At 66.0% G+C, this 12490-nt stretch carries 14 protein-coding genes; 7 read left to right on the top strand and 7 right to left on the bottom strand.

What is annotated here, in order from left to right; all coding sequences use genetic code 11:
- Window positions 1-7 precede the first annotated feature (7 nt).
- The 6 genes from EPO51_RS18240 to EPO51_RS18215 all read left to right on the top strand — a co-directional run bounded on the left by EPO51_RS18240 (window position 8) and on the right by EPO51_RS18215 (window position 7554).
- Complete coding sequence (locus EPO51_RS18240) at window positions 8-1528, top strand: ParB/RepB/Spo0J family partition protein (protein WP_293353150.1); 1521 nt, start codon at window positions 8-10, stop codon at window positions 1526-1528.
- On the top strand, window positions 1452-1979 hold the full coding sequence (locus EPO51_RS18235) for a hypothetical protein (RefSeq protein WP_293353148.1): 528 nt from the start codon (window positions 1452-1454) through the stop codon (window positions 1977-1979). Before EPO51_RS18240 ends, EPO51_RS18235 begins: the two co-directional genes overlap by 77 nt.
- 398 nt (window positions 1980-2377) lie before the next feature.
- Window positions 2378-2692: a DUF736 domain-containing protein gene (locus EPO51_RS18230; protein ID WP_293353146.1), complete on the top strand. Its 315-nt coding sequence runs from the start codon at window positions 2378-2380 to the stop codon at window positions 2690-2692.
- A gap of 73 nt (window positions 2693-2765) precedes the next feature.
- The gene (locus EPO51_RS18225) at window positions 2766-3683 is read left to right on the top strand and encodes an ArdC family protein (RefSeq protein WP_293353144.1); all 918 of its coding nucleotides are present in this window, start codon (window positions 2766-2768) and stop codon (window positions 3681-3683) included.
- A gap of 165 nt (window positions 3684-3848) precedes the next feature.
- Window positions 3849-5054, top strand: a complete 1206-nt coding sequence (locus EPO51_RS18220; protein WP_293353142.1) for an AAA family ATPase — start codon at window positions 3849-3851, stop codon at window positions 5052-5054.
- Window positions 5047-7554, top strand: coding sequence for a S8 family peptidase (locus EPO51_RS18215; protein WP_293353140.1), 2508 nt, complete (start codon window positions 5047-5049; stop codon window positions 7552-7554). Before EPO51_RS18220 ends, EPO51_RS18215 begins: the two co-directional genes overlap by 8 nt.
- Window positions 7555-8000: 446 nt before the next feature.
- Here the strand turns inward: EPO51_RS18215 and EPO51_RS18210 are convergent, their stop codons facing one another.
- The 4 genes from EPO51_RS18210 to EPO51_RS18195 are packed head-to-tail and all read right to left on the bottom strand — an operon-like array spanning window position 8001 to window position 9824.
- On the bottom strand, window positions 8001-8432 hold the full coding sequence (locus EPO51_RS18210) for a helix-turn-helix domain-containing protein (RefSeq protein WP_293353139.1): 432 nt from the start codon (window positions 8430-8432) through the stop codon (window positions 8001-8003).
- Window positions 8433-8436: 4 nt separating this feature from the next.
- On the bottom strand, window positions 8437-8958 hold the full coding sequence (locus tag EPO51_RS18205) for a hypothetical protein (protein WP_293353137.1): 522 nt from the start codon (window positions 8956-8958) through the stop codon (window positions 8437-8439).
- A 14-nt stretch (window positions 8959-8972) separates the two neighbouring features.
- The gene (locus EPO51_RS18200) at window positions 8973-9398 is read right to left on the bottom strand and encodes a hypothetical protein (protein WP_293353135.1); all 426 of its coding nucleotides are present in this window, start codon (window positions 9396-9398) and stop codon (window positions 8973-8975) included.
- 27 nt (window positions 9399-9425) lie between these two features.
- Complete coding sequence (locus tag EPO51_RS18195; protein WP_293353133.1) at window positions 9426-9824, bottom strand: hypothetical protein; 399 nt, start codon at window positions 9822-9824, stop codon at window positions 9426-9428.
- A gap of 125 nt (window positions 9825-9949) precedes the next feature.
- On the opposite strand from EPO51_RS18195, the gene EPO51_RS18190 reads away from it, so the two are divergent.
- The gene (locus tag EPO51_RS18190) at window positions 9950-10198 is read left to right on the top strand and encodes a helix-turn-helix domain-containing protein (protein ID WP_293353131.1); all 249 of its coding nucleotides are present in this window, start codon (window positions 9950-9952) and stop codon (window positions 10196-10198) included.
- Between the two features lie 16 nt (window positions 10199-10214).
- On the opposite strand, the gene EPO51_RS18185 is transcribed toward EPO51_RS18190, so the two are convergent.
- Genes EPO51_RS18185 through EPO51_RS18175 form a run of 3 tightly spaced genes read right to left on the bottom strand, consistent with a single transcriptional unit; the run spans window position 10215 to window position 12359 of the window.
- Window positions 10215-11804 carry a type IV secretory system conjugative DNA transfer family protein gene (locus EPO51_RS18185; protein ID WP_293353129.1) on the bottom strand — a complete coding sequence of 530 codons (1590 nt, stop codon included), beginning with the start codon at window positions 11802-11804 and terminating at the stop codon, window positions 10215-10217.
- The gene (locus EPO51_RS18180) at window positions 11804-12019 is read right to left on the bottom strand and encodes a conjugal transfer protein TraD (protein ID WP_293353127.1); all 216 of its coding nucleotides are present in this window, start codon (window positions 12017-12019) and stop codon (window positions 11804-11806) included. Before EPO51_RS18180 ends, EPO51_RS18185 begins: the two co-directional genes overlap by 1 nt.
- Window positions 12020-12056: 37 nt before the next feature.
- Window positions 12057-12359 carry a conjugal transfer protein TraD gene (locus EPO51_RS18175; protein ID WP_293353125.1) on the bottom strand — a complete coding sequence of 101 codons (303 nt, stop codon included), beginning with the start codon at window positions 12357-12359 and terminating at the stop codon, window positions 12057-12059.
- Window positions 12360-12490 lie beyond the last annotated feature (131 nt).

Below are 12490 nucleotides of genomic sequence, written 5' to 3'. Positions count from 1 at the left end.
CAGGACCATGACCCAACAGATCGAGACTATTCACCAGGACGGCGACGTCATCGACGTGCCGCTGAACAAGCTGAAGGCTTCGCCGCGCAACGCGCGGCGCACCCCACACGCCGAAGCGGACATCGAAGCCCTGGCCGCGAGCATCGCCGTGAAGGGCGTGCTCCAGGCGTTGGTGGTGGAACCAGAGGTGGACGAGGCCGGGACGCCGACCGGTTCCTATCTCGCCACCATCGGCGAAGGCCGCCGCTTGGCGCTACTGTGGCTGGCCAAGCGCAAGACCATCAAGAAGAGCCATCTCGTCCGCTGTGTGGTGGACCTCACCAACGATCCCCACGAGATCAGCCTGGACGAGAACGTCACCCGTGCGGGCCTGCACCCGGCGGATCAGTTCGAAGCCTTCCGGCGCCTGTCGGAAGAACGCGGCCTGTCGGCCGAGGAGATCGCCGCGCGGTTCGGCGTCGGCGCCCAGGTCGTTCGCCAGCGGCTTCGGCTGGGCGCGGTGAGCCCCAGGCTGATGGAGGCCTATCGCGCGGGCGATCTCACGCTGGACCAGATGATGGCCTATGCGGTCAGCGACGACCACGCCCGCCAAGAGCAGGTCCTGGACCTGCTTGGCCCGGATCGTCCAGCCTACCTGATCCGCCGCACCATGACCGAGGCCAAGGTCACGGCGACGGACCGGCGCGCGGTCTTCGTCGGCGCCGAGGCCTACCTGGAGGCGGGCGGGACCATCCTGCGCGACCTCTTCACCGAGGACGGTGGCGGCTGGTTCGAAGACCCGGCCCTGCTGGAAAGGCTGGTCGCCGAGAAGCTGGACGGGATGGCTGAGGACGTGCGGAGGCAGGAAGGCTGGAACTGGGCCGAGGCCCACATCGACTATCCGCGCACGCTGGGCTTAGCCCGTGTCTATCCGCATCCTGTCGAGCGCTCGGAGGACGAGCGGGTCCGCATGTCGGCGCTGAGCGAAGCGTACGACGCCCTGGTCAGCGAATGGGACGCTGTCGAGGAGCTTCCGCCCGAGATCGCGGCCCGGTTCGCGGAGATCGATGCGGCCCTGGACGCCTTCGGCGACGGCACGGCCTACGATCCTGAGGACATCGCGCGCGGCGGTGTCTTCGTCGTCCTCGGCCCGGACGGCGTGGCCCGCATTGAGCGCGGCCTGATCCGGCCGGAGGACATGCCGGCGATCGAGCCCGAGGCTGAGCCTGAGGGCGAGACCGGCGACCGTCCGGCGAGCGCCGAGGGCGAGGTCAGTCCGGAGATCGAAGACGACGCGAGCGCACCCCTGTCGGAGCGGTTGGTCCTGGACCTCACGGCGCATCGGACCATGGCGCTGCGCGACGCCCTGGGCGCCCACCCCACGGCGGCGTTGCTGGCGGTGGTGCACAGCACGGCGCTGTTCGCCTTCTACCCGCCCCACGACCGTGCCTCCCCGTCTGGAGATCAGGGGCGTGTCGGCCTACCTCGACGGCCACGCCCCGGGCATCGACGACACCCGCGCGGGACGCAGCGTCGCCGAACGCCATGAGCGCTGGGCGATGCGCCTGCCGAAGGAGGCGGACGACCTCTGGGCCTTCGTGCAAGCGTTAGCGGCGGGGGACCTGCTGGACCTCCTGGCGCACTGCACAAGCCTGACGGTCAACGCGGTGCGCGCGCCCTTCGACCGGAGGCCCGGTGCATGGGCGCATGCAGACCGGCTGGCCGAGGCGGTGGGCCTCGACATGAGGGGCTACTGGACGCCCACGGTGGCGAGCTATCTGGGCCGCGTGACCAAGGCCCGGATCGCCGAGGCGGTGCGGGAGGCAGTGTCGCCCGACGCGGCTGAGCGGATCAGCAGCCTGAAGAAGCCCGACATGGCAGCGGAGGCTGAGGCGTTGCTGGCCGGGAAAGGTTGGCTGCCGAGTCTGCTTCGCGCGCCAGAGCCGGTCGCGGGCGAGGTCTGTTCCGAGGCGCGGTGCCTGACCGAAAAAGCCGCCTAGCGCCGGGCCGCTGGTGCGGTCCTTCCCTATTCCCTGACCTGGGGCCGTGCGCTGTGAGGCGTGCGGCCCTTCGTCTGCGTGGCGGGTGCGGATCGTCCACGTGTGAGCGCAGGATCGGCAAACTGACCTCCTGAGCTTCGCGACCGACCCATGCAGCCTCTCTGGCCGGATCGGGCCGAGGGGTGCGGGCCGTGCCGGCCCCGCTGATCGCCGCAACGCCGGCTCTCCGACGTCTTTCCCCTTCGGCTTCGCCGAATTCCTCGCGCCCCAAACACGTCCTCGCCGACGTCCTCCGCTGCGCTGCGGGCGCAAGGCTGCGGCGCTCAGCGCCCCTCGTCCTGAGATCGCCATCGAGGCCGCGATGGGCGCGGTCCGAGGAAGCCTCAGGAGATTTCAGAATGGCGACCATCGGCACCTTCACCAAGGACGACTCCGGCAACTACAACGGCGCGATCAAGACCCTGACCCTGAACGTCAAGCAGGCCACCCTTCGCCAAGTCGAGAAGGACAACGACAAGGCCCCCGACTTCCGCATCTTCTCCGGTCAGACCGAGTTTGGCGCCGCCTGGAAGAAGACCTCGCGCGACGACCGGTCCTACCTCTCCGTCAAGCTGGACGACCCGAGCTTCCCGGCTCCGATCTACGCCAGCCTCGTCGACGCCGACGAGGGCTACAGCCTGATCTGGTCACGCAGCAGCTCCAGCTCGAACTGACCACCCGCAGAGCGTCCCGCCGACCCTGGCGGGACGCCGCTCCCCTCAAACATCCCAACCACAGGAGGCCGCCATGACGCGCCTTCACGAGACCTCACGTCCGGACTCCAAGCCCGACCTCTACACACGCGTGACCAACGCCATCGTCGCCGAACTGGAGGCCGGCGTCCGACCCTGGACCAAGCCCTGGTCCGCCGAGCACCTAGCCGGTCGGATCAGCCGACCGCTCCGCTCCACCGGCGAGCCCTACAGCGGCATCAACGTCATCCTGCTCTGGGCGGAGTCCGTCGCCCGCGGCTACACCGCGCCGATCTGGATCACCTTCCGCCAGGCGCTGGCCCTCGGCGGCCACGTCCGCAAGGGCGAGCATGGCGCGACGGTGGTCTACACCAACCGGATTACCCGCACCGAGTCCGGCGACAACGGCCAGGATGTCGAACGCCAGATCCCGTTCCTGAAGGCCTACACCGTCTTCAACGTCGGTCAGGTCGACGGTCTGCCCCCGCACTTCTACGCCTTGGCCGAGCCCAAGCTCGATGGCGCGCAGCGGATCGACCACGCCGAGGCGTTCTTCACCGCCACAGGCGCCGACATCCGCCACGGCGGCGCCCAAGCCTACTACGCCTCGCAGCCTGACCATGTGCAGATGCCGCCCTTCGAGTGCTTCGAGGATCCGGAGGCCTACTACGCCGTTCTGGCTCACGAATGCACCCACTGGACCCGGCATCCGGCCCGGCTGGATCGGGGCTTCGGGCGCAAACGATGGGGTGACGACGGCTATGCTCGCGAGGAGTTGGTCGCCGAGCTTGGCGCAGCGTTCCTCTGTGCCGACCTGAGGCTCGAACTCACGCCGCGGCCCGACCACGCCAGTTACATCGCCAGCTGGCTGGACGCACTGAAGGGCGATCGGCGCTTCATCTTCACGGCGGCAGCGCATGCGCAGCGGGCGGTGGACTTCCTGCATCAGCGGCAGGCTCTGGCTGTGGCGTGAGGCTCGGGCGGCGGACGCGCCGAGCGTGTGCGCCGTCAATATGACGTGATGCGCAAAGTTGCACCGATCTGAGAAAATACGCGACCAACTATCGTTGCTACGCAACGTCTATAGGGATATATGCATCGAAACGGCTATATGACGCAACAAACCGAGGGGTAGCGTATGGAACACTTCACGATTGTTCAGGCTTTATGTCGCGCGGCTATGGCCGATGCGTCACCAGCCCTGCGCAAGCAGATCGAGCGCCTGCGCGATGCGCTGGCCAAGGATGGCGAGTCGAAACAGTCCGCCGCCTTGACCAGCATCCTGACGACGGCGGATCGGACGAAGGAGCTGTCACCGAGCCGCATTGAGCGTTCCAAGACGCAGTTCGCCGGCGAGGTTCTGACGCGCAATACACCCGTCCCTGTCGATCGCGAAACGGCGGCGGCGCTAGCGGACGTCATCTTTCCGGCGGACATTCAGCCGACAGCACCGCTTTTCAACGCAACCGTTAGCCAGGCCATCGAAACCATCATCGAAGAATGGACCAACTTCGAAGCCCTATCCGAGATTGACATCCGGCCTTCGAAGACCTGCCTCATCTACGGCGCGCCGGGAACGGGGAAGACCCGCCTGGCGCTTTGGATCGCCCAGCGGCTCGATCTTCCCGTGGTGCTAGTGAAGCTGGACGGTCTGGTGTCGTCCTTCCTGGGCACCACCGCGCGCAACATCGGCAATCTGTTCACGTTCGCGAACCGCCATCGCTGCGTTCTTCTACTCGACGAGTTCGACGCCATCGCGAAGGTTCGAGACGACCCGCAGGAGGTAGGAGAGATAAAGCGGGTTGTGAATGCGCTCCTGCAGAACCTCGATGTTCGCCGCGATATTGGGTTCACGATCGGAATCACCAACCATCCAAAGCTTTTGGACACGGCCGTCTGGCGGCGGTTCGAGGTTCAGCTTGAGATTCCGAGGCCGGACTTCGAGATGCGGAAGGCGATCGCCGCCCATTTCATGCCCCCCGTAAAGGCCCCGGAAATCCATTTGCGTCTGATCGCATGGTTCACCGAGGGTTCGACCGGCGCCGAGATCGAGTCCCTCGTGCGCACCTACAAGAAGGCCACCACAGTACGGGAGGAGGACAAGCGCGGGTTGCTCGATACGCTCCGCCAGTTCGCCACACTGAACGCGGCTCGGGTCCAAAGCGAACGCCGCGCGCTGCTGTTCGATGACTCCAGCAATCTGTTCCGGGCCATGCGGGATGATCCAATCCTCGGCTTCTCGATGGCCGACATCGGCGAGATCGCCGGCAAGGACAAGTCGACGGTCAGCCGTCAGCTCGGCCGGGCAGCCAAGTCCGGAGACGGCGAGGTGCTGAATGGCTAGTCCGATCCAGATCGTCCTCAATCCAGAAAACTATGAGGAGGCCCGCGAAGCGGGGGGCGGCGGGGGCCGAAAGGACTTCTTCGCGCATCGCGACGCCGAGTTCGTTGCGCATCGCACTGCCCTCATGAGCCAGATCGACACCATCTCCGGCGTCCTCAGCGCTCAGTCGCAAGGCGACGTGGGCTTTGTGAAGGTCATTCTGCGCCGTGAAGCTTGGGCGAAAAGTCACCGGCCGGTTGCGAGCCTGTTCCGCCACGATCGCACACCTACCGTCGGCGGCGGCGATCTCGGCGTCATGATCATTGAGGCCCGTCCGGGCACACTCCTCCAAGTCGCGGCCGAGATCGCCAAGGCCGAGACCCACACGGAGATGCGCTACAACGAACAGAAGCAGAAGGATGAGCCTCACCCGTCCGCCCGAAAGAGCGAAACCGGTGCCATCGACCGGGTCGAGCTCTACGGTCCTGCCGATCGCCGCAGCTTCTCGGTAGAGGAAGCCGTCGCATGGCTTTCAAACCCGATGACCGGCAGCAGCTACCAGGTCGAGCTGTTCGACAGCCCGCCGCCCCGGTCGGAATGGGATCTCCTTGACGCAGGCCATCGTCGCCTCGCCGAGAGCTTCGTCGCAGGCTTCAATGCTCTCGATTATGGGCTCGCGGTGGAGCGGTTGCCAAATCACCGCCACAAGCAGCCGATCCTCTCCGTCCGGCTCGACCAATCCAGCGATCAACCTGTCTTGCGGCTGAATGAAACCTCGTTCAGCGAGCGCCGCCGCGACCTCGCGGTGTTCAATCCCGACCTCAAACGCCACGCCCGCCTGCTCGCCTTCCTGGACAGCCATCCGCTCGTGCGACGAGTCGAACTGCCCGGCATCGTCGTCCGGGCGGCAGGTTCGGCCACGCCCACGCCGCGCACGCGGCCGACCAACGTCACCGTCCCAATTCGCGACAGCCGCCGTACCCATCCTCGGCTCGGCATCATCGACGGCGGCATCAGCGAAGCGCTGTCGGATTGGGTGATCGATCGGTGGGACATTCTCGCCGACGAAGACGCCGACCTCGCACATGGCACCTTCATCGGCGGCCTCGCCGCAGTCGGCGGCGCTTTAAACGGCGCGCAAACCTGCCCTGAGCCCGATGGCGCGGAGCTGGTGGACGTCGCCGTCTTCCCGAATGAGCGCAAGGCCGGAGCCTTCGCCTCCTATTATCCCGAGGGGTTGCCGCAGTTCTTCGACGAGATGGAAACGGCCGTTTCAGACGCCCGCGCCCGGCACGGCGTGCGGGTGTTCAACATGAGCCTGAACATCCTGCAACCGGCGGCACCCGATCGGTACAGCCCCCACGCCGCGCGGCTCGACCAGATTGCTGAAACCAACAACGCGGTCGTGTTCATTTCAGCGGGAAATATCCAGCCTCAGGATCTCCGCGCCGAATGGCCGGCCGACGCGACCACCGCGCTCGCCAATCTCGTTAACGCCCGCAACGACGGTTTGCTGACACCGGCCGAGAGCGCCCGCAACGTCGCCGTCGCCGCGTTGAACCCTCCGGGGCACGACGGCTGCCTGCCCTTCGCGCCTACGCGCTACAGTCGGCGTGGTCCCGGCCTGCGCGCTGGGGTCAAGCCCGACTTGGCGCATGTCGGCGGAGCGGGTTCCCAGCATCCCGTCCTCGGGCACGGGCTGTTCTCGATCCTGCCCGATGGCGCGATCGTCGATGGCTGCGGCACCAGCTACGCCTCGCCGCTCGCCGCGAAAACCGCCGCCGTGCTTGACCACGCCATTGAGGGGGAGGTCTCGCGCGAGACCTTGATCGGTTTGCTGGTCCACCACGCCGAAATGCCGGGGCCGCTGCAATCCAAGGCCCTCGCGCCAATTGCGCGGCACATGGTCGGCTTCGGCATGCCGCCGTCGGCTGATCGGATTCTTGAAACGGGCGACCACGCCATCACGCTCGTCTTTGCTTCGCGTATTCGGCGCGATCAGCAGATCAATTTCCGCTTTGCGTGGCCGGCGTCGCTGGTGGGCCCAGGCGGCAAGTGCCGGGGCCGGGCGAAGATCACCCTTGTCTCCACACCGCCGCTGGATGCGCGGTTCGGTTCGGAGTTCGTGCGGGTGAACATCAACGCCACCTTGCAGCAGGAGCAGGCCGGCGGAGGCTGGAAGGGTCGACTTGAACCGCTCTATCTCCCGTCAAAACGGGAATCGCCGGCCGTTGAAGCGGAGCTGATCGAGCACGACCTGAAGTGGAGCCCGGTCAAGGTTCTGGCCAAAACCTTCCCGCAGGGTCTCGGCCCGTCGTCGAACTGGCGGCTGTTCGTCGATTATTTGACCCGCGCGGGGGAGGTCATGCCCGAAGAGGGCGTGCCATTCACGGCGATCGTCACCATCAGCGACCCGGAGGCCGAACAGCCGGTTTTCACCGATATGCGTCAAAACCTCCAGGCGCTCGGTACACAGATCGCCGACATCAGGACCGCTGCACGCATTACTCCGCGTGTCTGATTCTAATTGGTGGATGCCGCCGCCCGCTAGATAGCGAGGCCACTATGGAGATTTGTCATGGCGAGATCAGTGTCACTAAAGACTGGAAGGGTCTTCGGGACCGTTACAGCCGCCAAAGAGCATTTTACGCTTATCCTAAATGGCCAAGAGCTGAATCAGGCATTTTCCGGGGGCGACTTGGCTGACATTCGGGCCATTTACGAGGACTACTGCGCCAAGACCGGCTGGGAATTGCGATCATTTCCGCGATCCTTCCATCCCACACACGATCGGGGCCCAGGCTACACCACGCGATGCTATGGCGTGACTTTCGAGGATGGGAGTACGGGCAACTTTTCCATGGAAAAGGCTCTAAGGGCGATAGCAAGCTAACCGTACGAGGGAAACCAGCCCCCAGTCGCTGCCAGGCGTAAAGCTGACTCTCCCAACGTCAGCTCAGAGGACCTTCAGGACCTTGCGGCGACACGCTGCTCTGAAACTTCACACAACTGGTCGTCATCGTGACCGGTCGGCAACGTGCCGAGAAACCCAACCAGCGCCGACTGCTGCGACCGCGGCAGCCGGCAGTATGTCTTCAGAAGTTGGAGCGCGCCGGGCTCGCCCAGGAGTTCGGCCAGTTCATCCGTCAACCCGCTGCCCGCACCTTCGGCGCCGAAAAGCTCGGCCACGGGCACCTTCAGGAAGTCGGCGATCTCGGCCAGCTTCGACGCGCTGACGCGGTTGGCGCCCTTCTCATACTTCTGGATCTGCTGGAACGTCAGGCCGACAGACTCCGCCAGGGCATTCTGGCTGACGCCTCGCGCCTTACGGGTCATGCGGATACGCGCGCCGACGGCCGTATCGATCGGATGGCGGAGAATCTCGGGTTTCAGAGCCATGGTCTCACCTAGGGATTGCGCGCCGAGCGAGAGCGATCCGCCCAGCGACCTGGCCATTGTCGGGTCGCCACAGGGCGTCGAGCTCCCGGACGGCGGTATGAAGCAAGCCGTAGATGACGGGAAAGTCCTGCACGAACAACTCCGCCGTCACCACGTCGAGCTTCAGCATGACGGCCTCACGCGTCGTCGCCTTCAAGGCCGAAAGCTTGGGGGCCAACAGCTCGCGCTCAGCCCTCAGTTCATCTAGCCGCGCGTCGATCGCGCGTAGCGGCGCCGCTTGGTGGATGTCCCCCGACACATGGCCTGATCCCGCCAACCGGCCGGCATCCATGAGTCGGTCTTCGATTTCCGCCCAGCGGTCGAGCAACCGCATCATCTCGGCCTTGTTCGCCAGCCAGGTCCGGCAGACCGCGACGCAATCGTCGCCCGGCATGTCGGCGAGGGCCGGCGCCGCCAAGCCAGCTGGCGCCGAGAGCACGGCGCGGCGGGAGAGCTGAGGGCCGCGAGGTTCGGGAAGATCGGTCATCATCGCCTCCCGGCCTAATAACCGAGGCGGCGCGCGCCGCCCAAGTAGAGTTGGGCGGCCGACATCGCGGCGCCGGGGTCCGGAAGCCGCCAGGATAGATACGCGGGGTAGCGGAAAGCCTGGGCCTGATGCGGTCGGCTGAGCCCGCCGATCACCGCGCCAACCCTCTCGACCTCGATCGACCCCACGCTGTCTTGCCCCTGAGCCAGATGCCACGCCCAGTCGAGATCGTGTCCGAGCCACATCAGGCGTTCGTCATCACATCCGCCGCGCGCGATGACGCCCTTGAGGCCGAGTTCGAGGCCGTGCCCCAGCAGGCCGTAGAAGGGCGTGCGGACACGCTCGAAGTTCGGGAGGCGAAGGAGTCCCCTGGCCGCCTCGACGTACGAGGTTCCAAAATCGAGGTAGCGGACGCTGCGAATATGGGCTGAAGAGGTCATGACTGCACTCCACGGCTGGGCCGGCGCCTAGCGCGGCGTGTAGAGGTCCCAGGGGCCTGTGCAGTGTTGGCGGATGAACTCGCCAAGGTGGTCCAGGGCGATTCGTTCGTCCGGGTCGGCGTCGTTCTTTGCGATCCAACGCAGAAAGCCGAATTTGGCGCGGATCGCCGGTTCGTCGAGAGATGGCGTCCGCAAGATCAACCGGTCAAGTTCATCGACGCGTTGGAAGAGCCGGTCGCGGGGACCCTCCGGCTCTTCCGGGATGCTCCATGCCAGGTCCATCGTCGCGTAGGCCTCTGCGACCCATCGGTCGAACTGATGCGGAAGCGCGCTGAAGTCCGCGACAGGGATGAGGGGCGTCGCCGAGGCGCCAGCGAGGAGAGCTCGGCGATTGACGATGGTGGAGTCATTCTTGATCTTGAGCATGTCCGACTACCTTCCGGCAGGATCGCCTGCTGGCGCTGGTTTCTCACCGAATCTCGCGTACAATTCGGAGGATTTCACCGAGAAAGTCAACGGAAATCCGCAAGTAGTCGGAGAATTTCGCTGACATGATCGTGCCCGCCCAGATCAGGATGGCGAGGGCGGCGCTTGGAATCAGCGTTCGCGAACTCGCATCGCGTACTGGCGTCGCGGACTCCACGATCCTCCGCTTCGAGACCAATAAGGGTGGCCTGCAGGCCGGAACGAGAGACCGGCTTCAGGCGCAGTTGGAAGCGCACGGCATCGTATTTCTCACGCCTGAAGGCGATCTTGGGCCGGGCGTCCGGCTGAAGCTAAAGAGCGATGGCACGGTCTAGAGTCGGGGCGCTAGCTCTACGCGTCATAGAGTCCGGCGAACTCCGCCTCCGCGTAGTAGCGCACCTTCGACACCAGCAGCGGCGAGCGCCCCGGCCGCAGCAGGATCATGACGTGGTCCGGCAGCCGCATGACCTCGTCCGGCGTGAGCAGATCGCGCTTCGCATAGTTGAGCGTGGACGATGTCCCGGAGCTCGACTGTGTGCTTCCGCCCTGGCCACCCCAGGAGCTGCCCGAACTCTCCGTCGAACCACTCGTGTAGAAGGCCTCGGTGCTGACGCCGAGCGTACGCGACACCCAGCTTGCGGTGTCGATGTCGGCGACATTGAAGACCTGGATGACGCCGGCGTTGGACATGAAGGTGCCAGCGCGTTCGCCATAGGTGGCCTTGAGCTGATGCAGGTCCTGCAAGATCGCCCAGAGCTGCACGCCGTAGCCGGCCATTAGGCCATAGGCCCGCTCGATCGGCTCCAGCCGCCCCAGCGCCGCGAATTCGTCCAGCAGGAACAGTACCCGCCCATCGTCGCCACCGTTAGCGGAGCCTGCCCGCGCCAGCTCGTTCAGCGCCTGCGTCACGAGCAGCCGTAGCCAGCGCGCATAGGCCGCCAGCCGATCCGGCGGCAGCACCAGGAAGACGCTGACGACGCCGTCGCGTAGATCCCGAAACGCAAAGTCCGACCGCGCCAGCGCCGCGACCATGCGCGGACTGTCGAGAAAGTGGGTGTGCCGCTGCGCCGACGACAGCACGCCGGTCGCCTCACGGTCGCTCTTCCCAAGATGCCGGTTCGCGGCTCGCGCCACCAAGCCACCCGCGGCGGGGTTACGCTGCATGTCCCGCAACGTCGCTTCGAAGCGATCCGGCGCCGTCGTCAGCAGGTCCCGCACGGCGCCGAGCGTACGGCCTTCCAACGGTGCGGTGGTCACGACGTGCAGGATGATCCCGGCGATCAGCGCCTTGGCCTCTTCGTTCCAATGCGCGTCGCCCACTTGGCCCGGTAGGTCGTAGACCAGCGCCTCGGCGATCAGCGCGGCATCCTCGGCGACGTCGAGGCTCGCCGGATCGAAGTGCACCAATGGATTGAACCCCGAGGTCGGCTCGCCGGACGCGCCGAACGGATCCAGCACATGGACCGGCCCAAAGCCGGCGCGCGCCCGCGCGGTTATCCGCGCGTTTTCGCCCTTCGGATCGACGCAAATCACCGAGCGATCGACCGTCAGCAGGTTCGGGATGATCACGCCGACGCCCTTGCCCGACCGGGTCGGCGCCAAGGTCAGCAGATGCGCCGGTCCGTCGTAGCGCATCAGCCAATGCTCCGGCGCGCGGCCCACGATCAGACCATGCAATCCGCCGAGCGCCGCGCGGGCCTTCCGCGTCTCGCCGAACGCGGCGCTCCCATGCACGGTGGGCGCGGTCGTGACCGTGCTCCCGAGCCAGGCGAAGTAGCCGAATGCACCGCCCACCAGGGTCGCGACGATGAGCGAGACGTTCCCCCAGAACGGCGGAATATCCTCGGAGCGAATGCCCAGCAGGAGCAGTCCCAAACCACCAAGACAATTGGCGATGAAAGCCCACACCACCACTAACCGAACCGCCCCCAGCCGCCACATCAGCCGGCAGCCTCGTCCGCGGCGAACGCCCGCTTGCCGCGCCGCCGCCACAGCGCCAGCACGTCTGCGCGATCCTCGCCCGCCAACTGATCAGTGAGGCTGAGAAGCGCGCCCAACAGCACCGCGCGATCGTCATCGACGAGACCGTCCAGCCCGGCCTTTTGCACCAGGCCGCCTAGCTCGATCAGATGATGGGTGCGTTCGCGGCGTTCCACGACCCAGGCCCTGGTGTCCAGGCGCGCGCGGGCGGCTTCAGCCCGCCGCGTCGCCGCTGCTACGCGACGCAGGGCTGCGCCTGCCGCCCGCAGCCGATCCCGAAGTCCGGCCTTGGCGCTGAAAGAAAGCCTCGCCGCGCCGGCGCCACCCCTCCGTGACTTCCCCGCCCTTGGCTTCGACCGCGGCGATCAGCACGCCGGCCAGGATATCGGCGTCGAGACTGTCCGCGCCGGTGGCGGCGACCAGTTCGCCGAGCTGGGTGATCTTGCGCGCCTTGAGGCCCTTGGCCTTGTCGGACAGGGCTCGGAGTTCGGCGTCGATATCGCGGGGTTTGCGCACGGTGGTCCTCCATCGGTGAAGGCTGTGGTTGCGACAACAACTACTCATACGCGAGTTTTGTGCCATAGTCGCCAGCTTGTGAGGGTGCACGCCGTCACGACCAAATCTTGGATTTGGAGTGCGCGCTTATA

Source organism: Phenylobacterium sp. (assembly GCF_004297125.1).
GTDB lineage: Bacteria > Pseudomonadota > Alphaproteobacteria > Caulobacterales > Caulobacteraceae > Phenylobacterium.
This window is presented reverse-complemented; position numbering and strand designations above follow the sequence as displayed.